Annotated in this window: 24 protein-coding genes, 1 tRNA gene and 1 riboswitch; of the genes, 15 read left to right on the forward strand and 10 right to left on the reverse strand. The window is 73.3% G+C overall.

The genetic code is table 11. The annotated features are described in order from the left end of the window. Positions 1–334: 334 nt before the first annotated feature. From CP968_RS06660 to CP968_RS06685, 5 genes are all read left to right on the forward strand, one after another. Entirely contained in the window at positions 335–541 is a 207-nt protein-coding gene (locus tag CP968_RS06660) for a hypothetical protein (protein WP_150517110.1), read from the forward strand. Continuing rightward, entirely contained in the window at positions 522–1,043 is a 522-nt protein-coding gene (locus CP968_RS06665; protein WP_150517111.1) for a DUF6879 family protein, read from the forward strand. The genes CP968_RS06660 and CP968_RS06665 overlap by 20 nt, the downstream gene beginning before the upstream one ends. Continuing rightward, positions 1,040–1,870 carry a helix-turn-helix domain-containing protein gene (locus CP968_RS06670; RefSeq protein ID WP_150517112.1) on the forward strand — a complete coding sequence of 277 codons (831 nt, stop codon included), beginning with the start codon at positions 1,040–1,042 and terminating at the stop codon, positions 1,868–1,870. Before CP968_RS06665 ends, CP968_RS06670 begins: the two co-directional genes overlap by 4 nt. Before the next feature lie 634 nt (positions 1,871–2,504). Then, the gene (locus CP968_RS06680) at positions 2,505–2,945 is read left to right on the forward strand and encodes a glycine-rich domain-containing protein (protein WP_229886078.1); all 441 of its coding nucleotides are present in this window, start codon (positions 2,505–2,507) and stop codon (positions 2,943–2,945) included. Positions 2,946–3,066: 121 nt separating this feature from the next. Continuing rightward, entirely contained in the window at positions 3,067–3,438 is a 372-nt protein-coding gene (locus CP968_RS06685; RefSeq protein WP_229886076.1) for a hypothetical protein, read from the forward strand. Between the two features lie 312 nt (positions 3,439–3,750). On the opposite strand, the gene CP968_RS06690 is transcribed toward CP968_RS06685, so the two are convergent. The 3 genes from CP968_RS06690 to CP968_RS06700 form a co-directional block, all read right to left on the reverse strand. Next, positions 3,751–3,838: transfer RNA gene (locus CP968_RS06690), tRNA-Leu, on the reverse strand. Between the two features lie 157 nt (positions 3,839–3,995). Then, complete coding sequence (locus tag CP968_RS06695; RefSeq protein WP_150517115.1) at positions 3,996–4,448, reverse strand: hypothetical protein; 453 nt, start codon at positions 4,446–4,448, stop codon at positions 3,996–3,998. 147 nt (positions 4,449–4,595) lie between these two features. Beyond that, on the reverse strand, positions 4,596–5,537 hold the full coding sequence (locus CP968_RS06700) for a beta-ketoacyl-ACP synthase III (protein WP_150517116.1): 942 nt from the start codon (positions 5,535–5,537) through the stop codon (positions 4,596–4,598). 205 nt (positions 5,538–5,742) lie between these two features. Between CP968_RS06700 and fdhD the strand changes: the two genes are divergently transcribed. Next, positions 5,743–6,579 carry a formate dehydrogenase accessory sulfurtransferase FdhD gene (fdhD, locus tag CP968_RS06705; RefSeq protein WP_150517117.1) on the forward strand — a complete coding sequence of 279 codons (837 nt, stop codon included), beginning with the start codon at positions 5,743–5,745 and terminating at the stop codon, positions 6,577–6,579. A 123-nt stretch (positions 6,580–6,702) separates the two neighbouring features. On the opposite strand, the gene CP968_RS06710 is transcribed toward fdhD, so the two are convergent. Together CP968_RS06710 and CP968_RS06715 are read right to left on the reverse strand one after the other, a co-directional pair. Beyond that, positions 6,703–7,134: a (2Fe-2S) ferredoxin domain-containing protein gene (locus CP968_RS06710; protein ID WP_189828858.1), complete on the reverse strand. Its 432-nt coding sequence runs from the start codon at positions 7,132–7,134 to the stop codon at positions 6,703–6,705. A 9-nt stretch (positions 7,135–7,143) separates the two neighbouring features. Further along, positions 7,144–8,196: a bile acid:sodium symporter family protein gene (locus CP968_RS06715; RefSeq protein ID WP_150517118.1), complete on the reverse strand. Its 1,053-nt coding sequence runs from the start codon at positions 8,194–8,196 to the stop codon at positions 7,144–7,146. Positions 8,197–8,366: 170 nt separating this feature from the next. Here CP968_RS06715 and CP968_RS06720 point away from each other — a divergent pair, with 170 nt between their 5' ends. Both CP968_RS06720 and CP968_RS06725 read left to right on the forward strand, forming a co-directional pair. Beyond that, positions 8,367–9,218: a LysR family transcriptional regulator gene (locus CP968_RS06720; RefSeq protein WP_150517119.1), complete on the forward strand. Its 852-nt coding sequence runs from the start codon at positions 8,367–8,369 to the stop codon at positions 9,216–9,218. Positions 9,219–9,401: 183 nt separating this feature from the next. Then, entirely contained in the window at positions 9,402–11,225 is a 1,824-nt protein-coding gene (locus CP968_RS06725; protein WP_150517120.1) for an AMP-dependent synthetase/ligase, read from the forward strand. Here CP968_RS06725 and CP968_RS35680 read toward each other — a convergent pair. Further along, positions 11,125–11,652, reverse strand: a complete 528-nt coding sequence (locus CP968_RS35680) for a virginiamycin B lyase family protein (RefSeq protein ID WP_425282244.1) — start codon at positions 11,650–11,652, stop codon at positions 11,125–11,127. The two genes, CP968_RS06725 and CP968_RS35680, sit on opposite strands and share 101 nt — an antisense overlap. After that, positions 11,565–12,206 (reverse strand): CatB-related O-acetyltransferase, encoded by a 642-nt coding sequence (locus tag CP968_RS06730; protein ID WP_150517121.1) that lies wholly within the window; start codon positions 12,204–12,206, stop codon positions 11,565–11,567. Before CP968_RS06730 ends, CP968_RS35680 begins: the two co-directional genes overlap by 88 nt. 258 nt (positions 12,207–12,464) lie before the next feature. On the opposite strand from CP968_RS06730, the gene CP968_RS06735 reads away from it, so the two are divergent. The 3 genes from CP968_RS06735 to CP968_RS06745 are packed head-to-tail and all read left to right on the forward strand — an operon-like array spanning position 12,465 to position 17,395. Next, complete coding sequence (locus tag CP968_RS06735) at positions 12,465–13,748, forward strand: ABC transporter substrate-binding protein (protein WP_150517122.1); 1,284 nt, start codon at positions 12,465–12,467, stop codon at positions 13,746–13,748. A gap of 15 nt (positions 13,749–13,763) precedes the next feature. Further along, positions 13,764–16,625, forward strand: a complete 2,862-nt coding sequence (locus CP968_RS06740; protein WP_150517123.1) for an ABC transporter permease subunit — start codon at positions 13,764–13,766, stop codon at positions 16,623–16,625. Further along, a complete protein-coding gene (locus tag CP968_RS06745; RefSeq protein ID WP_150517124.1) occupies positions 16,622–17,395 on the forward strand; it encodes an ABC transporter ATP-binding protein in 774 nt (257 codons plus the stop codon). Before CP968_RS06740 ends, CP968_RS06745 begins: the two co-directional genes overlap by 4 nt. Before the next feature lie 215 nt (positions 17,396–17,610). Here the strand turns inward: CP968_RS06745 and CP968_RS06750 are convergent, their stop codons facing one another. Then, positions 17,611–17,916, reverse strand: coding sequence for a 4a-hydroxytetrahydrobiopterin dehydratase (locus CP968_RS06750; protein WP_150517125.1), 306 nt, complete (start codon positions 17,914–17,916; stop codon positions 17,611–17,613). 144 nt (positions 17,917–18,060) lie between these two features. Between CP968_RS06750 and CP968_RS06755 the strand changes: the two genes are divergently transcribed. Continuing rightward, a complete protein-coding gene (locus CP968_RS06755) occupies positions 18,061–18,846 on the forward strand; it encodes a helix-turn-helix domain-containing protein (protein WP_150517126.1) in 786 nt (261 codons plus the stop codon). Here CP968_RS06755 and CP968_RS06760 read toward each other — a convergent pair. Continuing rightward, positions 18,835–19,257: a hypothetical protein gene (locus CP968_RS06760; protein ID WP_150517127.1), complete on the reverse strand. Its 423-nt coding sequence runs from the start codon at positions 19,255–19,257 to the stop codon at positions 18,835–18,837. The genes CP968_RS06755 and CP968_RS06760 overlap by 12 nt on opposite strands. A gap of 275 nt (positions 19,258–19,532) precedes the next feature. Between CP968_RS06760 and CP968_RS06765 the strand changes: the two genes are divergently transcribed. Together CP968_RS06765 and CP968_RS06770 are read left to right on the forward strand one after the other, a co-directional pair. Further along, a complete protein-coding gene (locus CP968_RS06765) occupies positions 19,533–20,555 on the forward strand; it encodes a hypothetical protein (RefSeq protein WP_150517128.1) in 1,023 nt (340 codons plus the stop codon). A gap of 136 nt (positions 20,556–20,691) precedes the next feature. After that, positions 20,692–22,125 carry an NAD(P)/FAD-dependent oxidoreductase gene (locus tag CP968_RS06770; protein ID WP_150517129.1) on the forward strand — a complete coding sequence of 478 codons (1,434 nt, stop codon included), beginning with the start codon at positions 20,692–20,694 and terminating at the stop codon, positions 22,123–22,125. Positions 22,126–22,231: 106 nt separating this feature from the next. On the opposite strand, the gene CP968_RS06775 is transcribed toward CP968_RS06770, so the two are convergent. Next, positions 22,232–23,077 (reverse strand): bifunctional 5,10-methylenetetrahydrofolate dehydrogenase/5,10-methenyltetrahydrofolate cyclohydrolase, encoded by an 846-nt coding sequence (locus tag CP968_RS06775; RefSeq protein ID WP_150521771.1) that lies wholly within the window; start codon positions 23,075–23,077, stop codon positions 22,232–22,234. Between the two features lie 96 nt (positions 23,078–23,173). Next, a riboswitch (ZMP/ZTP riboswitch) is annotated at positions 23,174–23,268 on the reverse strand. A gap of 78 nt (positions 23,269–23,346) precedes the next feature. Here CP968_RS06775 and CP968_RS06780 point away from each other — a divergent pair. Beyond that, on the forward strand, positions 23,347–24,108 hold the full coding sequence (locus tag CP968_RS06780) for a class I SAM-dependent methyltransferase (RefSeq protein ID WP_150517130.1): 762 nt from the start codon (positions 23,347–23,349) through the stop codon (positions 24,106–24,108). Positions 24,109–24,191 lie beyond the last annotated feature (83 nt).

The following is a 24,191-nucleotide window of genomic DNA, read 5'->3' on the forward strand; positions in this document are numbered from 1 at the left end:
CCACCGAAGTGGGGTTCCTGCTGGTGTCCGAGGGGGGACTTGAACCCTCCACTCGGGCACCAGCCTTCTTACGTCCTGACCTGGGGAAACATGCCCTGTGAGGCCACTTCTTGACGGCTGGGGTTGGTCATGCGTCCCATGCGTTTCGGACCGTTCCGGACCGCTGTTGGTCATGCGTTGGTCACGTGGCCAACCCCAATATCCTGGCCGACGCGATCCGGCCTACCCGCACAGTTTCCTGTTCCCTCAACTGTGATCACTTGACCCTCCTGCCGCGGGGCCGGGAGCATCGAACGGGACACCACCGAAGACCTCACAACAGCAGGGGGACGGCATGGCAGTCACACGGCTGGTAGGAGAGTGCGAGAAGGGCACGTGCGCAACGCTGTACCGCGTCGACGGCACGGTGGACCTCCTGGTGCAGGGCTACGACACGACGGACGCTGAGACGGCTGGTCTGGACGTTCCGGCCGGTGAGACCGTGGTCCGCATCCCCGCAGAGATCATCGAGAGGTACGCGCGTGAATATCTCGCCCGCTGAGTTCGAGAAACTGTTCTCCACCTTCCGCCGAGAAGCCTTCCGGCTGGAAACCCTGGACGACTACAGCGGATCATCAGACGCGGAGATGATCCGCGCATTTCTGGCCGGTGAGCCTCAGCCGGACAACTACAACCAGGAATGGTCCGACGAAGTACGCGAGAACATTGACGCGGGAAAGCGCATGTACCGCGTCCACATTATTTCGCGGCCCATGACGGACTATCTTCGGTTCGAACTTGGATGGGGATACCAGAAGAACGCCAAGGCTGGTGAGGAGTTCTTCATCCTGGACACCACGAACCAGCCGAACCCGCTCGAAGGTGTTCCGGACTTCTGGATGTTCGATGAATCATCCGTCGTCTCCATGAACTATGCCGAGGGCGGCAAATTCCTCGGCGCGGAATCCCACATCAGTCCTGCTGAATGGTTGGAACGGCGAGACGTGGCCCTGAGCCGGGCTGTGCCTTTTGCTGACTGGTGGGAGCAGTACGGGGAAGTGTGAACGGAACAGACCTGGGCAGAGCGCTGCGGGAATTGCGAGTAGCCAGCGGAAAGCAGGCGAAAGTGGTGGCCCGCAGCGCTGCCATGTCCCCAAGCAAACTGAGCAAGATTGAGAACGGGGCGCTAGCTCCGAGCGTCCTCGATGTAGAGCGTGTTCTGACAGCCTTGGAAATTTCCAAGGAGATGAAGGAGCAGCTAACCGAGGTGGCCCGGCAGGTGGCCACCGAGGCCACAGCGTGGCGCATCTATCGGCGCATCGGCCTGTACAAGCATCAGGAAGAGATCCAGGCAATAGAGGCTCAGACAACCCTACTCAGGGTGTTTCAGCCCTCCTGCATCCCCGGGCTGCTTCAGACTCCCGAATATGTGCGGGGAGTTCAGCAAGGCTCGGAACTTACTGACGATGCCCTTGAGAAGATGATCGGGGCGCGTCTGCGCCGTCAGGAAGTCCTGTACGACCGATCCCGCACATTCGAATTCCTGATCACGGAATCGGCCATCAGGTGGAAGCTGATCCCGGCCCCGATGATGGCTGCGCAAATGGACAAGCTCATCACCATGTCTCGGATGTCAAACATTCGGATTGGGATTGTTCCCCTCTCTGCCGCCATGCCTGGACTTCCCACATCCTCGTTCGTCCTATTCGACTGCCGGCTCGTGATTGTGGAAATCCCGCACGCTGAAATCACCACCAGTGAGATGCGGGATATCGAGCTATACGTGGAAAAGTTCCAGATGTTCGACCGTGTCGCCCTTTCAGGTGAAGACATGTGGGACCTCGTCGCAGGCATCCGAGACGACTTCTTGAGGGAACAAGAAACCGCCTAGTATCAAGCCTTTCGCTCGTACACCATTAGCGCCGATACACGGGAGCGGCAGCGAAGGGGTGCGGCATGGCGAGGGCGGAGAAGGAAGAGATTCCAGAGTTCGACCGGGACGTGTGGGAGTACCTGACCTATGCCCCGGGACGGACGTGCTCCGCGTGCTCGCGCAAGGTCAAGCCTTTGGAGCCTGTACGCCGACGCGTCGAGGACCGCACGTCCGGCGCACCCGTCATCGTCTACCGGCACAACAAGTGCCCCAGCGCTCGGGCTGTGGCCGCCTGATGCAAGCACGGCGGGATGGCCTCTATGACCTCGGGCCGTGACGCCTGGACCCGACCCGGCAGGCACAGGCACGCACCTGGTCCCGGGCGTGACCTACTGCGGCACCTGCGTCGGGCACCGAACGGTCTGGTGTGACTACTGCCGCGGGTTCGACTACGAGGCGTGCCACATGTGCAAGCTCGGCCGCCGAAGGTGCCCTGACTGCGCCGGAGGGGACGCCCAGCGAATCCGCTGGTGACGTCGACCGCAAGCGAGAGGAGGTGCAGCGATGACCGACCCCGGAGAGAAGACCGGAGGTTCCGGCGGGGACCCGTTCCCGCCCCCGCCCGCTGCTTGAACCGAGAGGAGCACCACCTATGACGACGATGCTCGAAGGCCCGGTCGCCTTACGGCACGGACGGGACCTCGTCAGTCCCGAGCTGTTCGAGAAGGTGCCCGCGTTCTGCGCGGAGGAGTACGGACACGAGCTGTCCACCGCCCGCCGGATCGTGGACCAGGCCCTTGCCTTCCTGAAGGTCATGGGGGATACCCGCGCGTTCGACATGACCCCGTCGGACGCCGTTGACCCCGGCTGGCACTCGTTCGTGCTCCACACGCAGGCCTACGCCGCGTGGTGCCAGGAGCAGTTCGGGTTCTTCCTGGGACACGAGCCCAAGGCCACGGTCCGCACGCGGCCCCTGATCGGCTCTGTGGTGGACCGGGTCCGGGCCGCCGGGTTCCACGTGGATGACCGGCTGTGGGGAGCGGCGAAGGAAGGCAACCCGCCCGCCTGCTGCGGCGACGGCGACGGCTGCTGATCCATCCGAGAGATGAGCCCCGGCCGCGGCCAATGCGTCCGGGGCTCACCCACGAACAGAGGTATACCGCATGCCAGTTGATGACACTCTCTCAGGACAGAGCAGGGTCACGGTGTTCCGCATGTTCGGCACGGTCTTCGGCTACGCCACGCACTCCCTCGATGATCGGGGCATTGGCGAAGTGGCCGTGGTGGGCCCCCTGACTCCGGGAGTCGAGTGGGGGCGGCTGTGGCAGATGGCCCGGACGATGTGCCGTCCGAACACGGGCGACGACGAACACGCCCACTGGATCATGGCGCAGGCGAACCGTGCGCTCACCTGCGGCAGCGACGTGGTTGTGAAGTTCGCTGCGGCTACGTGGAAGCTTCAGCGCGGCAAGCGCGCCAACCTGGGCGGGTACTGCCACCGCGACCACCTGTGGACGGGAGCCATGACCGTGGAGGAGGTCACCCCGGAGCAGGTAGCCGCGTACACGCCGATCTACACGGCATAGAGCCGCGGTAGGACTTTGGTCCTGCGGCCGGCAGGCCGAAAGGCCTGGTTGATGGCAGGGATTGGCGTGCCAGAGAGTGATTCGATGATGGGGCGATGTGTGTGGACCCGTAGCCAACCTGAGCCGGGCTGCACGATTGCCCGGTACGGCCACAGCAGGAGGAACGGGGCGCGGCGACTGGCCGCGTCCAGCGCGGGCCGACTCGGCCTCGCCCACCCTGGTCTGAGACAGGGTCTCCGGGCTGTTGGTCACGTGGTTGGTCACGCCACAGCCCTGTAAGGCAAAAAACCCCACATGAAGTGGGGTTCCTGCTGGTGTCCGAGGGGGGACTTGAACCCCCACGCCCGATAAAGGGCACTAGCACCTCAAGCTAGCGCGTCTGCCATTCCGCCACCCGGACCAGGTGGTCGGCCCCGGTTTCCCGCGGCGACATGGACAACCATAGCAAAGGATCGACGGGGTTCCGACCACTTATCCGGGGGCGGTGATCGTCCGCCACGCCGTGCTGACCTGCGAGCATGTGCCGACCGGTCGGCCGGGCGGCGGGCGGTGCCGGGTCAGTTCGCTCCGTCCCTGATCCAGTCCGCGTTGTCCTGCCAGGCGTACAGGGTGTCGCCGTCCGTGTAGGCGTAGTACGCCCCGCAGCGCACGGCCGCCCTGTCCCGGGCGTCGGCGGGGAACCAGTCCGTCCCGATCGCCGGGGCCTTCGCGGCCGTCCCGGGGGCCGCCGTGCAGGGGGCGGGCGGGGCGCCGTCCGGCAGGGTGGCCTTCAGGAGCCGCTCGCCCCCGGTGGTCCTCATGGCGTACCGCACCGACCGGGCGTCGTCCGGGAGCCAGCGCGGGACCGAGGCGCGGGACGCCTTCGCGGCGGCGCCCGTGTCGAAGGCCGACGTCTGCTGGTGGCGGCTGTCGAGCCAGGTCCCGGCCGCGGGGACCGCCACGAGGGCGGCGAGGGCCGTGGCGGCGAGGAGGGCGGCGGTCACGGTGAGGGCGAGGGTGGTGCGGCGCATGTGGCGGTGCTCCCGGTCGCGGTTTTTCGGTCCCTCCCATCCTCCGGACGGAACCGGCCGCCGCCGTCGGCCCGGAGGAGCGTTCGCGGTACGCCCGAGGTCGCACCGGAACCCTCGGACGTCCCCCGGGCCGGGCAGGGCCGTGCCTCAGGGGCAGCGGATGACCTGGCCCGCGTACGAGAGGTTGCCGCCGAAGCCGAAGAGCAGGACGGGGGCGCCGGAGACGATCTCGCCGCGCTGGACCAGCTTGGACAGGGCCATCGGGATGCTGGCGGCCGAGGTGTTGCCGGAGTCGACGACGTCCCGGGCGACGACGGCGTTGACGGCGCCGATCTTCGCGGCGAGGGGCTCGATGATCCTCAGGTTGGCCTGGTGGAGGACGACCGCGGCCAGGTCCGCCGGGGTGATGCCGGCCTTCTCGCACACCTTGCGGGCGAGCGGAGGGAGCTGGCTGGTGGTCCAGCGGTAGACGGACTGGCCCTCCTGGGCGAAGACCGGCGGGGTGCCCTCGATCCGGACCGCGTTGCCCATCTCCGGGACGGAGCCCCACAGCACGGGGCCGATGCCGGGTTCCTCGGACGCCTCGACGACGGCCGCGCCCGCGCCGTCGCCGGTGAGCACGCAGGTGGTGCGGTCGGTCCAGTCGGTGATCTCGGTCATCTTGTCGGCGCCGATGACCAGCGCGCGGGTGGCCGAGCCGGCCCGGATCGCGTGGTCCGCGGTGGCCAGCGCGTGCGTGAAGCCGGAACAGACGACGTTGATGTCCATGACGGCCGGGCCGCCGCCCATGCCCAGCTTGGCGGCGACGCGCGCGGCCATGTTCGGCGAGCGGTCGATCGCCGTGGAGGTGGCGACCAGGACCAGGTCGATGTCGTCCGGGGTCAGCCCGGCGCCGGCCAGCGCCTTGCCGGCGGCCTGGAAGGCCAGCTCGTCGACCGGTTCCTCCGGACCCGCGATGTGCCGGGTCTTGATCCCCACCCGGGACAGGATCCACTCGTCGGTGGTGTCGACCATGGCCGCGAGGTCCTCGTTGGTGAGCACTCTCGCGGGCTGGTAGTGCCCTAGCGCCACCACTCGTGAACCGGTCATGGGCGGGGTCCCCCCTCGTACGGACGTCAGGATCCCCCAGCTTGACCTGCTACCCATGGGTACGAGTGCGCGTGATCCGACAGGATTCCGGCACCGGAATTTGGAGATTCCCGAGGATCTACCTGCCGGGAGCGCCGGGCGAAGCGGAACCGCGACAATGAGTCCGTCGGGATTCTGGCGGAAACAGAAGGGGTGGGCTGATCACATGGGACGGGTCACCGAGCGTCGTCGTGTCGTCCGGATACGGAACGGCACGACAGGGGTGCGCCCGGACACGCTGGTGGCCGAGGAGCCGCTGGAGATACGGCTGAACGGCAAGCCGCTGGCGATCACCATGCGTACGCCGGGTGACGATTTCGCGCTGGCGGTGGGCTTCCTCGTGAGCGAGGGCGTGCTGGCGCGGCCCGGCGAGGTGCGGGCCGTGACCTACTGCGAGGGGGCGGCGGAGGACGGGTCCAACACCTACAACGTCGTCAACGTGCAGTTGGCGTCCGGGGTCCCGGTCCCGGACATCACGCTGGAGCGCAACGTCTACACCACCTCCTCCTGCGGCCTGTGCGGCAAGGCCAGCCTGGACGCGGTCCGTACGGCGACCCGCTTCCCGGGTGCCACGGCCGCCGACGCGGTACGGGTCCCCGCCGGGCTCCTGGCCCTGCTCCCGGACCGGCTGCGCGCGGCCCAGAAGGTCTTCGACCGTACGGGCGGGCTGCACGCGGCCGGGCTGTTCACGGCGGAGGGCGAGCTGCTGGACGTACGGGAGGACGTGGGGCGGCACAACGCGGTGGACAAGATCGTCGGCCGCGCGCTGCAGGCCGGGCGGCTGCCGCTGGCGGGGGCGGTGCTGCTGGTGTCGGGCCGGGCCTCCTTCGAGCTCGCGCAGAAGGCCGTGATGGCGGGCATCCCGGTGCTCGCGGCCGTCTCGGCGCCGTCCTCGCTGGCCGTGGACCTGGCGCTGGAGTCGGGGATGACGCTGGTCGGCTTCCTGCGCGGCCCGGACATGAACATCTACGCGGGCGAGCAACGGATCCTTCTGGAGCCGTGAGCCGTGAGCCGTGCACCGTGAACCCCGTCGTGAGCCGCGAACCGCGAACCCGGTCGCGGGGCCGGGCCTGTGGGCCCGAGCCGCGCGTTGCCGGGCCGGCGGGCGGCGGCGGGCCGGCCCGGCTCAGCGGGAACGGCGGGAGCGGCGGCCCGGGTCGGCGGGCGGTTTCGGGGCCGGCGGGTCGATGCGGTGCAGGTCCAGGGTGGGCGGGACCGGGGTGGCGCCCGGGCCGCCGGCCCGGGCCCAGGCGATGATCTCGTCGGTCGCGGTGTCGTCCAGCGCCCAGCCGAACCACGCGGCGCGGGCGCCGCGGCGGCGGGCCTCGGTGGTGGGCTGGACCACGATGACGTTCGCCTGCGCGCAGGGTCCGAGGCAGTCGCTCGTCCGGACGGCGAGCCGGCCCCCGGAGGCGGCCGCGGCCTCGCGCAGCCGGGCGAGCTGTCCGGCGTGGTCGGAGCCGGGGTTCTTGCGCGGGTCGCCGCAACAGCAGCCGCGGCAGACGACGAGGGTGCAGGGGCGTTCGGCGCGGGCGGCGATCGGGCGTATCCAGGTCACCGACGCACGTTACCGGGCGCGGGAGACGGGGTGTTGGGAGGGCTGCGAGACCTCTGCCACACGGTCGCCCGCGAGTTCGGGGTGCTCGGGGTGCTCGGGGTCGGCGGCGCGGCGGCGGGCCAGGACGGCGCAGACCATGAGCTGCATCTGGTGGAAGAGCATGAGCGGGAGCACGGCGAGGCTCGCCTGGGCCCCGAACAGCACGCTGGCCATGGGCAGTCCGGCGGCGAGGCTCTTCTTCGAGCCGGCGAACTGGATGGCGATGCGGTCGGCGCGGGCGAAGCCCAGCCGCCGGGCCCCGTACCAGGTGGTCAGGAGCATGAGCGCGAGGAGTACGGCCTCCACGAGCAGCAGGGCGCCCAGCCGTCGGATCCCGACCTGGTGCCAGATGCCCGCGACCATGCCCGCGCTGAAGGCGGTGTAGACGACGAGCAGGATCGAGCCGCGGTCGACGAGGCCGAGCACGGCCCGGTGGCGGGTGAGGAATCCGCCGGTCCAGCGGCGCAGGGCCTGGCCCAGCAGGAAGGGCAGCAGCAGCTGGAGCACGATCTTGAGCAGGGAGTCCGGGGAGAAGCCGCCGGCCCGGCCGCCGAGCAGTCCGGCGGCGAGGAGCGGGGTCAGGAAGATGCCGGCGAGGCTGGAGAAGGAGCCGGCGCAGATGGCGGCGGGCACGTTGCCCCGGGCCATGGAGGTGAAGGCGATGGACGACTGGATGGTGGAGGGGACCAGGCAGAGGAAGAGCAGGCCGCTGTAGAGCGGCGGGGTCAGCACGGTGGGGACGAGGAGGCGGGCGGCGAGGCCGAGGAGGGGGAAGAGGACGAAGGTGCAGGTGAGGACGGTGAGGTGGAGCCGCCAGTGCCGTACGCCGTCGAGGGCCTCGCGGGTCGACAGGCGGCTGCCGTAGAGGAAGAACAGCAGGGCCACCGCCCCGGTGGCGGCCCAGCCCGCGACGGTGGCGGCCGGGCCGCGCGCGGGGAGCAGCGCGGCGAGGCCGACGGTGCCGAGCAGGGCCAGGACGTACGGGTCCAGGGGCAGCCGGGCGGGCAGGTGCGGGCGGCGCATGGCGGGGCTCACTTGCTGTCGGGGCGGCGGGGCTCCGCCCCGGGGGCCGTTCGGTTCCCGCGTCCATGGTCCGGGGCGGACGGTCATCGGGAAACCTGCACACCGCACTCACTGTCATCGCGGCACGCGATGACAGTGAGTGCACGACGGCCGTGGACTAGCCTGGCCGGATGTACGACCCGGTGCAGTTGCGGACTTTCCTCACGGTGGCCCAGACGCTCAGCTTCACGCAGGCCGCGGGGCGGCTCGGGGTGGGGCAGTCCACCGTCAGCCAGCACGTGCGGCGGCTGGAGGAGGCGACGGGGCGGCCGTTGTTCGTACGGGACACGCACAGCGTGGAGCTGACGGAGGACGGGGAGGTCCTGCTGGGGTTCGCGCGGACGATCCTGGAGGCGCACGAGCGGGCGGCTGCCTTCTTCACCGGGACGCGGCTGCGGGGGCGGCTGCGGTTCGGGGCGTCGGAGGACTTCGTGCTGACGCGGCTGCCGGAGATCCTGGAGGGGTTCCGCCACCAGCACCCGGAAGTGGATCTGGAGCTGTCGGTCCAGCTCTCGGGGACGCTGCACGAACGGCTGGACGCGGGGCGCCTGGATCTGGTGCTGGCCAAGCGGCGCGGGCCGGACGACGGGCGGGGACGGCTGGTGTGGCGGGACCGGATGGTGTGGATCGGGCGGGAGGGGCTGCGGGTGGACCCGGAGCGGCCGGTCCCGCTCATCGTCTTCCCACCGCCGGGGATCACCCGCGCGCGGGCCCTGGAGGCCCTGGAGAGGGAGGGCCGGACGTGGCGGATCGCGTGCACCAGCGGCAGCCTGAGCGGACTGGTCGCGGCGGCCCGGGCGGGGCTGGGCGTGATGGCGCACACCCGGGGGCTGATTCCGCCGGGCCTGGTGCGGGTGGGCGGGCTGCCGGAGCTGGGGCCGGTGGAGTTCGCGTTGCTCCAGGGCCGCCGGCCGACCCCCGCCTCGGACGCCCTCGCGGCGGCCGTCCTGGCGGGCGCCGACCGCCTGAGCCGTACGGCCTGAGGCACGCCGGGGGGTCGGGCGCGGGGCGCCCGGGCGCCACCCCTCGGGCGGGCGGCCGCGGGGGGCCTCCCGGTCACCGCGCGCCACGGCCCCGCGGAGGTCTTGTGGAGGTGTTCCCGGGCTGATCGACTGAGGTCGGGCGTGGGGTGGCGTCGCCGCGCCGTGCGGGAGAGGAGCGGGGCATTGCGCGAGATCACCGTCCCACCGGTCGTCACGGGCACGCCCGTGGGCGGCCTCGCCGACGTCGTCTTCCGGTACGCGCGCCAGGACCCGGACCGGGTGGTGCTCGGGCGGAAGGCGGACGGGGTCTGGCGGGACGTGACCTCCGCGGAGCTGGCGGCCGAGGTGCTGGCCCTCGCCAAGGGGCTGCTGGCCCAGGGGGTGCGCTTCGGGGACCGGGTCGCGCTCATGTCCCGTACCCGGTACGAGTGGACGCTGTTCGACTTCGCACTGTGGGCGATCGGGGCCCAGCCGGTGCCCGTCTATCCCACGTCGGCCGCCGAACAGGTGGGGTGGATCCTCCGGGACGCCGACTGCGTGGCCTGCGTGGTCGAGAACGAGGACCAGGCGATGACGGTGGGTTCGGTCGTGGACCGGCTCCCGCGGCTCGGGCGGCTGTGGCAGTTGGACGCGGGGGCGGTGGCGGAGCTCGTCGCGGACGGGGCGGCGGTCGCGGAGGACGTGGTGCACCGGCACCGGGGCGCCGTGACGCCCGACGCGGTGGCCACCGTCATCTACACCTCCGGGACGACCGGGCGGCCCAAGGGGTGCGTGCTCACCCACGCCAACTTCATGTACGAGGCCGACACGATGGTCGAGCGCTGGGAGTCCGTCTTCCGGGCCGGGCCGGGCGAGCCGCCGTCCACGCTGCTGTTCCTGCCGCTGGCCCACGTGTTCGGGCGGATGGTGGAGGTGGCCGCCGTCCGGGCCCGGGTCAAGCTGGGGCACCAGCCGGTGCTGGCCGCCGCCGAACTGCTGCCGGACCTGGCCGCGTTCCGGCCGACCTTCGTGCTCGGGGTGCCGTACGTCTTCGAGAAGGTGTTCGCGGCGGCCCGCCGCACGGCGGAGAGCGAGGGGCGTACGGGGCCCTTCGACCGGGGGGTGGAGACGGCCGTGCGGTACGCGCAGGCGCGCGAGGCGAAGGCGTTCGGCACCGGGCCCGGGCCGTCGGCGGCGCTGCGGATGGAGCACCGGCTCTTCGAGAAGCTGGTGTACGGGAAGGTCCGGGAGGCCTTGGGCGGCCGGGTGCGGCACGCCATGTCGGGCGGGTCGGCGATGTCGCGTCGACTCGGGCTGTTCTTCGACGGCGCCGGGATCACCGTGTTCGAGGGGTACGGCCTGACGGAGTCCTGCGCGGCGGCCACCGCGAACCCGCCGGGGGCCACGAGGTACGGCACGGTGGGGCCGCCGATCCCGGGGACGGCGGTGCACATCGCGGACGACGGGGAGGTGTGGCTGCGCGGCGGGCACGTCTTCTCCGGGTACCTCAACGATCCGCGCGCCACGGAGGCGGTGCTGCGCGACGGGTGGCTGGCGACGGGGGACCTGGGGCGGCTGGACGGGGCCGGCTACCTCACGATCACCGGGCGCAAGAAGGAGATCCTGGTGACGTCCAACGGCAAGAGCGTCTCGCCCACCGCGCTGGAGGAGCGGGTCCGCTCGCACCCGCTGGTGGCGCAGTGCGTGCTGGTGGGCAACGACCGGCCGTACATCGCGGCGCTGGTCACCCTGGACACGGACGGGATCGCCCACTGGCTGGCGATGCGCGGGATGGCGCAGCGGCCGGCGGCGGGCCTGGTGCACGACCCGGAGCTGACGGCGGAGGTGCGGCGGGCCGTGGTGGCCGCGAACACCCTGGTCTCGCGGGCGGAGGCGATCCGTACCTTCCGGGTGCTGGCCGAGCAGTTCACGGAGGAGCGGGGCCTGCTGACGCCGTCGCTGAAGCTGAAGCGGCGGGCGATCGAGAAGGCGTACGCGCAGGAGGTCGCGGCCCTCTACCCGCGGTGAGGTCGCCGGGGACCGGGCGGGCGCCCCCTGCTCGGCGCGGGTCCAGCCGGGCGATCGCCCCGCTCTCCAGGGCGATCCGGACGGCTCCGCCGGGGCCCATGGCGAGACCGTGCGGCTCGCCGCCCGCGGGCAGCGCGTGCTCCTCGACGACCCCGCGGGGGGTGACGGACCCGACCCGCGAGGTGCCCCGCGCGGTGAACCGGCACAGGCCGCGGGCCGGATCGGCGGCGATGGCGTACGGGCCGGCGGCGTCGCTACGGGGAACAGGGCGAGGCCGGGCGCGGGGCGGGCCAAGGCGGTCTCCTCGGCCGGTGGACGGCGCTGCCGTGCGGACACGGCCTAGGGGGCGAGGGCCTCGATGTCGGCCGGGGTGCCGGACATGAGGGTGCGCACGTGTTCGGTGATGTGCTCGACCGGCCAGTTCCACCAGGCCGCGCGCAGCAGCCGGGCGACGTCGGCCTCGTCGTAGCGGCGGCGGATCTCGCGTGCCGGGTTGCCGCCGACGATCGTGTAGGGCGGCACGTCCGCGGTGACGACGGCGCCGGTGGCGACGATGGCCCCGTCGCCGATCGTGACGCCCGGCATGACGGTGGCGCCGCGTCCGAACCAGACGTCGTTGCCGACGACGGTGTCGCCCCGGGTGGGCATGCCGGCCAGGAGGTCGGCGGTGCGCTCGGCCCAGGCTCCGCCGAAGATGGTGAAGGGGAAGGTGGAGACGCCGAGGGTGGGGTGGTTGGCGCCGGCCATGATGAAGCGGGTGCCGGTGGCGAGGGCGCAGTACTTGCCGATCACCAGCCGTTCCGGGCCGTACGCGTAGAGCACGTTGCGCTGCTCGAACTCCAGCGCGGTCTCGGGGTCGTCGTAGTAGGTGAAGTCCCCGATCTCGATCCGCGGATCGGTGACCAGAGGCTTCAGCAGGACGACCCGCTCGTGCTCGGGCAGCGGGTGCAGCACGGTCGGGTCGGGGATGGCGGAGGTCATGCGGGGCGTCCTTCCGTACGGGGCACGCGGGCGGCGCGGTCGCGGGGCACGGCCGACGCGGGACCGCGCCTCGCGCGGCCGCGCCTCGCGATCATAGGAACGGCGCGAGGGCCCTGTCGAACGTGATTCGCCCCGGCCGGGGCGGTGCGCGGCCCACCGGCGACCAAAACTGACGGTCCGTCATTTCACTTGGTGATTGATATTGACGGTGTGTCAGGCCGCACACAGAATGCGGGGATTCCGACCGGAGGGGATCTCATGTTGCGACCGATCCGCACCCTGGCCGTCGCGGCGGCGGCCCTCGCGCTCGTCTCCGCCTGCAACTCCGCCTCCGGCCCGGCCCCCGGCGCGGCGCCGGCCGCCCCCGGCCGTGCGGGCGACGCGCCCGGCAACCGCCGCGGGGTGAGCGACGACTCGATCAAGGTCGGCGGCATCGTGTCGATGACCAGCGCCAGCGGCTACAGCAAGAAGGACACCGACCTCGGCGCCAGGGCCCGCTATCTGAGGGCCAATGCCGAGGGCGGGGTCAACGGCCGCACGATCGACTACCTGGGCGCGCAGGACGACGGGCAGGACCCGGCGAAGAACATGGCGGCCGCCCGCAGGCTCGTCCAGCAGGACGAGGTGTTCGCGGTGGCCCCGATGAGTTCGGTGACCTTCTCCGGCGCCGACTTCCTGGAGCAGGAGAAGGTCCCCACCTTCGGCTGGGGCACGCTCCCCTCCTTCTGCGGGCCGCAGTACGCCTACGGGTTCAACGGCTGCCTGGTCCCCTCCCCCGGCGGCACCCTCAACCAGACCTGGCCCGAGGGCATCGCACAGCTCCTCGGCGGAGCCGCGGGCAGGTCCGTGGCGGTCATCGCCAACGACAGCGACGCCGGCACGTTCGGCATCCGCACCTTCCGGCAGGGCTTCGCCGCCGCCGGATTCACGGTCTCCTACGCCAAGTCCTCCGTCCCGGCCACGGCGGTCCCCAGCGACTGGTCCGCGTACGTGAAGGAGATCATGGCCAGCAACGGCGGCAAGGCGCCCGACGCCGTGGTCTCCGTGATGCAGACGCCCAACAACATCGGGCTCTTCACCGCGCTCAAGCGCGCCGGCTACCGGGGGCTGCTCTCCGACCCCACCGACTACGACCCCGGGCTGCTCACCAAGGACGCCACGCGGCAGGCGCTCGACGGGGTGCACGTCCTGCTCCAGTTCGAGCCCTTCGAGTCGGACAGTCCGCGGATGGCGCGGTTCAAGGCCGACGTCAAGGCCGCGGCGGGCGGCCGGGACGTGCCCCTGAGCATGCACACGATGACCGGGTACATGGCGGCCGACCTGTTCCTGTCGATCGCGGCCAAGGCGGGCCGGGACCTGACCGTCGAGTCCTTCCAGGCCGCGGCGCGGGGCTTCTCCGACACGGGCACGCTCGTCGGCGACCGGGCGCTGCCCAAGGGGCAGAAGGACAGCTTCGGCTGCGGGGCGCTGGTCCGGCTGACGGGCGGCACGTACGAGGTGTCCGTCCCGTTCCGGTGCCACGAGCCCGTCCCCTTCGCGTAGCGGCCGGGGACCGCCATGGGAGACCTGCTCGTCTTCGTGCTCAGCGGTCTGGTCTCCGGCGCCCTGTACGCGCTGCTGGCCACCGGGCTGGTGCTGTCGTACTCGGCGTCCGGACTGTTCAACTTCGCCCACGGGGCCACCGCCTACCTGTGCGCGCTCACCTTCTACGAACTCCACTCCGGGCTGGGCTGGCCGGCCGTCCCGGCGGCCCTGCTGGTGGTGCTCGTGCTCGCTCCCGGACTCGGCTGGGGGCTGGACCGGCTGATGTTCCGGCGGCTCGCCCGGGTCGGCGAGACGGCGCAGATCGTCGCCACCATCGGGCTCCTGGTGGCCCTGCCGGCCGCCGGGCTGTGGGCGGTGGAACTGCTGACGGAGGCGGGCGCACCGCTGAAGCCCGCCGAGAACCAGTTCGGGCTGCCGGGGGTGGGCCCCAGCCCCGCGCGGTCCTGGCAGCTCGCGGACGGCATCGGCATCGACTCCGACCAGTTGATCACCTGGGTGGTGACCGCGGTGGTCGCGGTGGGGCTGTGGGTGCTGATGCGGCACACGCGGCTCGGGCTGCGGTTGCGGGCGGCCGTCGACAACAGGTCGCTGACCGAGCTGCGCGGGATCAGCGCCGACCGGCTGTCCTCGGTGGCGTGGATGATCGCGTCGGGTCTGGCGGGGCTGGCCGGCGTCCTGGCGACCCCGCTGCTGGGGCTGTCGGCGCACGACTTCACGCTCTTCCTGTTCGTGTCGGCGACGGCGGCGGTGATCGGGCGGTTCGCGTCCGTGCCGCTGGCCTTCGCGGGCGGGCTGGGGCTGGGGGTGCTGCAGAACCTCGTCGCCGGGTACGCCTCCTTCGCCGAGGACGTCACCGGCCTGCGGACGGCGGTGCCCTTCCTGATCCTGTTCGGCGGGCTGCTGGTGCTGACCCGACGGGCCCGTACGGCGGGAACGGCGGCCGTGGACGCGCCGCCGCTGGACCATCTCGCCGGGGCCTCCGGGCTCCGGCGGTGGGGGGTGTGGGCGGCGGGGGCGGCGCTGCTGGCCGCCGCGTTCTACACCGTCACCACCCCTTTCTGGACCGGGCTGCTGGCCCAGGGCCTGGCGATCGCCCTGGTGTTCATGTCCTTCACGCTGGTGACCGGGCTCGGCGCGATGGTCTCCCTGGCCCAGGCCACCTTCGTGACCGGGGCCGCGCTGGTGGCCGGGCTGCTGATGAGCCGGGGCTGGCCCTTCGCGGCCGCGCTCGCGGCGGGCACGTGCGCGGCCGCGGCGCTGGGCGCGCTGGTCGCGCTGCCGGCGCTGCGGCTGGGGGGCCGGTCGCTGGCCCTGGCCACGCTGGCCCTGGCGTTCCTGGCCGACCAGGTGCTGTTCCAGCTGCGGTGGCTGCGCAACGGGGACGCGGGATGGTCCGTCCCGAGGCCGGTGTTCGGGCCGGTGGACCTCTCCGACGACCGCGCGTTCGGGGTCGCCCTGGTGGTCCTGGTCGCGCTGGCCGGCGCGGGGCTGGGCGCGCTGCGCGGCTCCCCGGCGGGGCGGGCGATGCTGGCCGTCCGCTCGGCGCCGGCCGCGGCCATGGCCTCGGGGGTGTCGGTGCTGCGCACGAAGCTGCTGTTGTTCACCCTGTCGGCGGGGCTGGCCGGGTTCGGCGGCGTGCTGTACGCCTCGTACAACACCCGGATCACGGCCACCGACTTCACGGCCCTGACGGGGCTGGTGTGGTTGGCGGTGGTGGTGGCGGCCGGGGTGCGCAGGCCGCAGTACGCGGTGGTGGCGGGGCTGGTGTTCGCCGTCGCCCCGCACGTCCTGGCCGGGTACGTGACGGAGTCGGCGCACCTGCCGGTGATCCTGTTCGGGCTCGCCGGCCTGGCCTTGGCCAACGATCCCGACGGCTACTGCGCGGCGGTCCCGGTGCGGTGGGCGAGGCGCCGGGCCGCGCGCGGCCCCGGCGACGGCCCGCACGCCGCTCCCGCCGCCGCTCCCCCGCCCCCGCCCGCGCCGGGCCGGGCCGACGCGGTGCGGGACCGGGAGCCGGAGCCGGGGCCCCGGGGACGGCCGGGCCGGGGCACCCCGCGCGAGCGCACCACGGCCGCGCCCGTGTCCGTACCCGTGTCCGCGCCCGCGCCCGTCGCCCTCGAACTGCGCGGTGTGGCGGCCGGGTACGACGGCGCGCCGGTGCTGCGCGGGCTGGACCTCGCCGTCCGGCGGGGCGAGGTCCTGGCCGTGCTCGGGCCGAACGGGGCGGGGAAGAGCACCGCCTGCCTGGTCGCCGCCGGACTGCTGCCCGCCACGGCCGGGACCGTCCTCGTGGCCGGACGGGACGCGACCCGCGACGGGGCCGTGCGCCGCGCGCGGGCGGGGGTGCTGCTCGCTCCCGAGGGCCGGGGGATCTTCCCCGCGCTGACCATCGAGGAGAACCTGGCGCTGGTCCTGCGGGAGCCCGGCGCCCGGGCCGCCGTCTACGACCGCTTCCCCCGGCTCGCGGAGCGGCGCGCCGTGGCCGCGGGGTCCCTCTCCGGCGGCGAGCAGCAGATGCTGGCCCTGGCCCCGCTGCTGGAGCGCCCGCCCGAGGTGCTGATCGCCGACGAGCCGTCGCTCGGGCTCGCCCCGCGCGTGGTGGAGGAGGTGTACGGGCTGCTCGCGGAGCTCCGTACGGCCGGTACGGCGCTGCTGCTGGTGGAGGAGAAGGCGGCCGGGCTGCTCGGACTGGCGGACACGGTCGCGTACCTCTCCCGCGGCCGGGTCTCCTGGTGCGGCCCCCGCGCCGAGGTGGAGGCGGACCGGCTCACCGAGGCCTACCTCGGCATCGGAGCCGGAGCCGGAAGCGGGACGGGGGCGGGCGTGCCGACCGCATCGGCCACCGGGACGGAACCCACGGGGGCGGCCTCATGAGCGGGTACGTGCTCCGGGCGAGCGGTGTCGGCGTACGGTTCGGCGGGGTCCGGGCGCTGACCGATGTGGACCTCGACATCCGGGCCGGGGAGGTCTGCGGGCTGATCGGCCCCAACGGGGCCGGGAAGACCACGCTGTTCGACGTGCTGTCCGGCATCCGGCGCCCCGACCGCGGCCGGCTGCTGCTGGACGGCGCCGACATCACCCGCCGATCCCCCGTGTGGCGGGCCCGGCACGGGATGCGCCGGACCTTCCAGCGCCGGCAGTTGTTCGGCCAGCTCAGCGTCGCCGACAACGTGCTGGTGGCCCAGGAGTGGCGGGGCGGCGGGGGCGGTCTCGGCGCCGACCTGCTGGCCCTGCCCGCGCGGCGGGCCCGGGAGCGGGAGCGGCGGACCCGGGGCGAGCGGGTGCTGGCGGACTGCGGGCTCGCCGGGCTCGGGGACGCGTACGCGGGCGGCCTGCCGGTCGGGCGGGCCCGGATGGTGGAGCTGGCGCGGGCCGTGGCCGACCGGCCGCGCGTGCTGCTGCTGGACGAACCGGCCTCGGGCCTGTCGGCGCCCGAGCGGGAGCGGCTGGCCGCGGTGGTCCGGCACCTGGCGCGGGAGGAGGGCTGCGCGGTGCTGCTGGTCGAGCACGACGTGGCGTTCGTGATGGACGTGTGCGCACGGGTGGTGGTCCTGGACCTCGGGACGGTGCTGGCCGAGGGGACCCCGGCGGAGGTACGGGCGAACGCGTCGGTCAGGGAGGCGTACCTGGGTACGACCGGCTGACCGGCCGGCCGCACGTGCCGCGCCGTGCCGCAGGGCAAGGAGCTGCTGACGCTTCGGGCGTGGCCGAGATCGCCGCCCGCCACGGTCGCAGCCCCGCGCAGGTGGCCTTGCGCCGACACCTGCGGCACGGCCCCGTCGTGATCCCCAAGTCCGTCACCGCGGCCCGGGTGCCGCGGCCCGGGTGCCGCGGCCCCGGGGCGGCCGGGGCCGGGCCGTCAGCGCGCGCCGTGCGCCGGGGCGAGGGCCTCGACCCGCTCGGCGAGGGCGAAGTCGGCGTCCGTCACCACGTCGCCCGCGTCGTGGCTGTTCACGGACAGGCGGACGGTGTCGTAGCCCAGCGTCAGGTCGGAGTGGTGGTTCGACTCGTCCTGGACGGCCGCGATGTGGGCGACGAACGCGGCGGCCGCGACGTGCGTGCCCAGCCGGTAGGTGCGGACGATCCGGTCGTCCTCGACGGCCCAGCCGGGGAGCTCCCGCAACCGGTCCTCGATCTCCTTCTGCGACAACGGCTCACTCGGCATCGGCAGGCTCCTTCTCTCCCGTGACGTGGGGTCAAGGTTCCCACAGCGGGCGCAGCCGCGCGCCGTCCGCGCCGTGCGCGCCGCCCGCGATCCGCGGCGGCCCCGGTGGCCCGCCGGTGCCCGCCCGGGGCCTACCGTGGGGGCATGACGACGACCGGTGTGGGCCCGCTGCTGCGGATGTGGCGGGAGCGGCGCGGCATCAGCCAGCTGGAGCTGGCGGGCCGCGCCGACTCCTCCTCACGGCACATCAGCTTCGTGGAGACGGGCCGGTCGCGGCCGAGCGAGGAGATGGTGCTGCGGCTGGCGGACCACCTCGACGTACCGGTGCGCGACCGCAACGCGCTGCTCGTGGCGGCCGGTTACGCCCCCCGGTACGCGCACACCCCGCTCGACGCCCCGGAGCTGGACGCGCTGCGCGAGGGGCTGGAGCGGCTGCTGACCGGCTACGAGCCGTACCCGGCGCTGGTGGTGGACGGGACGTACACGGTGGTGGCCGCCAACCGGGGCATCACGATGCTGCTGGACGGCCTGCCCGGGCACCTGCTGGTCCCGCCGCTGAACGCGATGCGGATCACCCTGCACCCGGAGGGGCTCGCCCCCCGCATCCACAACCTCGGGGCGTGGCGCGGGCACCTGCTGGCCCAGATGGAGCGGCAGATCGCCCTGGCCCGCTCGGAGGAGCTGCGGGCGCTGTACGAGGAGGTGTCGGCGTACCCGGTCGCGGAGCGCCCGGGTGACGCGCAGCCGGACGAGGCCGTCCCGTACGTCGCCCTGCCCCTGCGGATCGAGCACGACGGACGGCTGTTGTCCTTCGTGTCGTCGATCTCCACCTTCAACACGCCGATGGACGTGACCGTCGCCGAACTGGCCATCGAGACCCTGCTCCCGGCCGATCCGGCGACGGTGAAGTACCTGCGCTCACTCGGCTGACGCGCCCGACCGCACCGCGAGCCACTGGAGTCCGCCGAGCGCGGCGACCACGCCGGACTGCGCCGCGGTCCACACCGCTCCGGCGGGGGTGGGCGACAGCCACAGCACCGGCGCCGCCAGGCTCAGGGCCGTCCAGGCCGCGTTCGCCCCGACGACGAGGCGCACCGGCAGGACGGGCGGGCGCCCGCGGGTGGCCAGCCAGCCGACTCCGGCGCCGAACAGGGCCAGGAACACGCCCAGTTCCAGCAGCAGTGCGGGCCCGATGCCGAGCAGCCGGCCCAGCGGGACGGGGAAGGCCGCGTACGCCAGGCCGCACAGGCCGGTGACGAGGGCGTCGAGGCCGAGCACGCGGCGCAGCGCGACCTCCGGCTCGGACGTCCGGGCGATGTTGCCGAGGAGCGTTGCGGACACGGGATCAGCCTCCGTCGAGGTCGGGGGTGTGGTGGGCGCGGGTTGCGGAACCGAGTGCGCGGTCCCGCAATCCGCTGCCCCCACGGTGTCGCGGGCCGGGCGCGGGGTCGATTACCGCGGAGGTCATGCCGTCCGCCCCCGCGCGGGACCCCCCACCTTTCTTGAGCCGGACATCAGGAAAGGTGGGGGTTTCCCTGGTCCGGCGCGTGGCCTGCGGCTAGGCTTCACGCAGCCCAGGCGGCTCGAACGCCCTGTCGACCTACGGAGAACCAGCCGTGCGAGCAGCCAAGCGCCCCGACCTCGCGGGCCTGTGGCACGGTGTCGAGGAGCTGTGCCGCGCGCGCGGCCGGTGCCCCGGCCAACTCCTGGACCCGCAGCGGCTGGGCCACCTCTGCGGTGTCGAACCCGCCCTGATTCCGGCGGTGGTGGCGGGCACGTCCTCGGAGGAGCCGCTGGAGCGGCGCGTGCACCGGCGGTTCCTGCGGCTGCGCGCCACCCGCCGCGACAAGCACGGCCGGGAGTGGCCGCTGGCCGCCATCGCGGACGACTTCGACGCCCCCGGCGCGTCCCTCGGCCCGCTCAACGCGGGCACCGGGCTGCCCCGGCTGGGCCACGCGGCGGGCGTGCAGCGGTTCTTCGGGGTGCACGCCGGCTTCCTGCTGGCCGACGCCAAGAGCGCGGTGGAGCGGGCCCTCGCCCTGGCCGGCCCCGGCGCGCCGGACGGACCGGCGGGGCTGGAGCGGCTGTCGTACCTCACCGGTATCGCCCCGCCGGACATCCGGCTCACCCTCGACGGCAGGCCGCCCCGGGTCCCGTTGAAGGAGCAGGTGCACCAGCGGTTCGAGCACCTGCGCCGCACCCGGCCGCGGGCGGACGGGCATCCGTACTCCCTGTCGGCCATCGCCCGCTCCTTCGACGCCTCGGGGCAGTCGCTGACGCGGGTGGCCCAGGGGGAAGGGCTGCCGAACCTGGCGGCGGCCGCCGGCATCCAGCGGTTCTACGGGGTCGAGGGCGGCTTCCTGCTCGCCGAGGACACCGAGGCGCTGGCCGGCGCCCTCACCGCGGTCCGGTGCGAGCTGGAGGCGGCGGAGCGGGAGGAGGAGAACCCGATGCTGGCCGTGCTGCGGGCGCACGACGTGCGCAGCATCGTCACGCGGGCCGGCCGGCTGTCCCCCCGGGGCTGGAAGTCCCTCGCCGACCACCTCGACGACCTGCTCGCCCGCGAGGGCCAGCTCGGCCCGCCGACCGGACCCGGCACACCGCTCGCCGGGGACGCCGCCGAGGGGGAGAGCGCATGAGGGCCGCCCGGCCACCCCGGTGAGCCGCCCGGCGCGCCGTCCGGCCGCGCCGCGCCCCGCCCCGCTCCCCGCCTCCCCCGCCGCCGCACCTCCCCCGCCGCTGCCCCGGCACGGCCCCGACAGAGAGCACGACACGATGACCCAGTCTTCCCCGCCCCGCCACGCCGTCGTCATCGGCGGCAGCCTGGCCGGACTCCTCGCGGCCGCCGTCCTCGCCGAGCACGCCTCGGTCACCGTCATCGAGGCCGACCCGCTGCCGCAGGGCCCGGCCCCGCGCCGCGGCCTCCCCCAGGGCCGGCACACCCACCTGTTGTGGTCGGGCGGCGCACGGGCCATCGAGGGGATACTCCCGGGCATCACCGCGGACTGGACGGCCGCGGGCGCGATCCGCCGCAGCCTGCCCACCGACCTGGTCACCAAGACCGCCAAGGGCTGGCTGCCGCGCTACGCGGAGAAGCAGTTCAACATCTCCTGCAGCCGCGACCTCCTGGACTCGGTGGTCCGTACCCGGGTGGCCGCGCTGGAGGCGGTCACCGTGCTCCAGCGCAGCCGCGTACGGGCCCTGGAGGGCACGGCGGACCGGGTGACCGGGGTCCTGGTGGACACCCCCGAGGAGGCGGGCGTGCGCGTCGCCGCCGACCTCGTCGTGGACGCGAGCGGGCGCGGCTCGCGGGCCCGGACCTGGCTCCAGGAGCTGGGCGTGGACGGCATCCGGCAGGCCGAGGTCGACTCGGGCCTGGTGTACGCCACCCGGATCTTCGAGGCGCCGGCCGGAGCCCACGAGGCGGGCTTCCCGATCGTCAACGTGCAGTCCGACCCCCGCGACCCGGTGCCCGGCCAGACGGCCACCATCGTGCCCATCGAGAACGGGCGGTGGCAGGTCACCCTGTCCGGGACCCGCGGCGGCCAGCCGACCGGCGATCCCGAGGCGTTCATCCCGTTCGCCAAGGGCGTCCGGGACCCGATCGTCGGGGAGCTCCTCGAAGGCAAGAAGCCCCTCACCGACGTGGCCGTCACCCAGGGCACCGCCAACCGGCGGGTCTACTTCGAGAAGGCCGAGCTCCCCGACGGCTTCTTCGCGATCGGCGACTCCGTCGCCACCTTCAACCCGCTGTACGGGCAGGGGATGACGGTCGCCGCCCGGGGCGCGCTGGCCGTCCGCTCGCTGCTGGCCTCCAAGGACCCGGCCGGCCCCGGTTTCGGCCGTGCGGCGCAGCGCGCGCTGGCCCCGCAGGTGGCCATGGCCTGGGACCTGGCCACCTCCCAGGACATCCTCTACCCGGGGGCCACCGGGGCGCGGCCCCGGGCGGGGGCCGGGCTGCTCGACGCGTACGTCAACCGGCTGACGACGGGCGCCACCACCCACGAACCGCTCACCGCCGCCCTGTTCGACGTCCTGACCATGAACGCCTCGCCCACCCACTGGCTGCGCCCGTCGGTGGTCTGGCACGTCCTGCGCGCCTCGGACCGGGGCGCGCTGACCGGACCGCCGCTGACGGGCGCCGAGCGGACGGTGGCCGGGCTCGACCAGGGCACCGGTCCGGTGGGGGCCGCCGACCTGACCCGCTGAGGCCGGGTCCGGGGCGGCCGTCCGGCCGGTCGACGCCGGGATGCGCGTACGCCCCGGGCCGAGGGTCCGGAGCGTACGGGTCGCGGCCGCCGGGGCGGCGCGGGGGTCAGCGGCGCGCGAGGGCCGCGCCGGCCTGCTCGGCGGCCGCGCGGACGGTCTGCTCCAGCAGGACGGCGATGGTCATCGGGCCGACGCCGCCGGGGACCGGGGTGATCAGGGAGGCGCGGGCGGCGGCCGACGCGAAGTGGACGTCGCCGACGTTGCCCTCGTTGTAGCCGGCGTCCAGGACCACGGCACCCGGCTTGATGTCCTCGCCCCGGATGAACTCCGCCTTGCCGACGGCGGCGACCAGCACGTCCGCCTGGCGCACGATCGAGGGCAGGTCCCGGGTGCGGGAGTGGCAGTAGGTGACGGTGGCGTTCTGCTCCAGGAGCAGCAGGCCGGCCGGCTTGCCCAGGATCGCGCTGCGGCCGACGACGACCGCGTGCTTCCCGGTCAGGTCCACGTCGTAGGCGGCGAGCAGCCGCATGATCCCGCCGGGGGTGCAGGAGACGAAGCCGGGCAGGCCGAAGCCCATGGCGGCGAAGGAGTGCATGGTGACCCCGTCGACGTCCTTGCCCGGGGCGATGGCCTCGAAGGCCGCGCGCTCGTCGATGTGGTGCGGGACGGGGTGCTGGAGCAGGATGCCGCTGACCTCCGGGTCGGCGGAGAGCGCGGTGAGCGTCGCGACGAGCTCCTCGGTGGTGGTCGAGGCGGGCAGCTCGACGTGCCGGGAGGTGATGCCGGCCTTGGCGCAGCGGTTCTGCTTCATGCGGACGTAGGTGACGGAGGCGGGGTCCTCGCCGACCAGTACGGTCGCCAGGCAGGGTGCGGTGCCGGTGCGCGCGGTGAGCTCCGCCGCGTCCTTCGCGGTCTGCTCCGCGATGCGGCGGGCCAGTGCGGTGCCGTCCATGAGGCGGGCGGTGCGGCCGTCGGCGGGGGCGTCGGCGGCGCTCTGGGCGGAAAGGGGGGAAGTGGTCACGGGGGCTCCTGGACGTCGCTGCGGATAGCGGTTCGCCCAGGCGCGCGGCTGTCGGCGCACGCGGGGTGCGCCGGGCCGCTCCCCGGTGGTGATCCACCCGAACGCCAGTCACGGCCCGCGTCCACTGTAGTCGACCCGCCCGGGGGTCCGGGGGCGGCTATCGGGTGGAGCGGCAGCGCCCGACCTGCGACGATCGGTGCATGACGCGCACTTTCGACCATCTTGTCGCCGAGGCCGACTCCGTCTCCGTGGACGGCTGGGACTTCTCCTGGCTCGACGGCCGGGCCACCGAGCAGCGCCCCTCCTGGGGCTACCAGCGGCTGCTGGCGGAGCGGCTGACCGGGGTCCGGTCGGTGCTGGACGTCCAGACCGGCGGCGGCGAGGTCCTCGCCGGCTGCGCCCCGCTGCCCGCGCTGACGGTGGCCACCGAGTCCTGGCCGCCCAACATCGACCGGGCGACCCGGCTGCTGCACCCGCTGGGGGCAGCGGTGGTCGCCGACGCCGACGAGCCGCCGCTGCCGTTCGGGGACGGGGCCTTCGAGCTGGTGGTCAGCCGGCACCCGGTGACCGTCTGGTGGGAGGAGATCGCGCGGGTGCTGGCGCCGGGCGGGCGGTACTTCTCCCAGCAGGTCGGCCCGGCCAGCGTCTTCGAACTCGTCGAGTACTTCCTCGGCCCGCAGCCCGAGGAGGTCCGGCGGGGCCGGCACCCGGACGACGCGGTCGCCGCGGCCGGCGCGGCGGGCCTTGAGGTGGTCGACCTGCGCTCGGAGCGCCTGCGGACGGAGTTCCACGACATCGGAGCCGTGGTCTACTTCCTCCGGAAGGTGATCTGGATGGTGCCCGGCTTCACGGTCGGGCAGTACCGGAACCGGCTGCGGGAACTGCACGAACAGATCGAAAACGACGGTCCCTTCGTCGCACATACCGCCCGATTCCTCATCGAAGCCCGCAAAACGGACTGACGGCGGGGGCGGACGGTTCGACCCCGGAAGGGGTTGCGCGGCCACAGCGTGGCGCAGGTCACTCAATTCAGCGCGTAACGAAT

The sequence above is a fragment of the Streptomyces subrutilus genome (assembly GCF_008704535.1).
In the GTDB taxonomy this organism is placed as follows: domain Bacteria; phylum Actinomycetota; class Actinomycetes; order Streptomycetales; family Streptomycetaceae; genus Streptomyces; species Streptomyces subrutilus.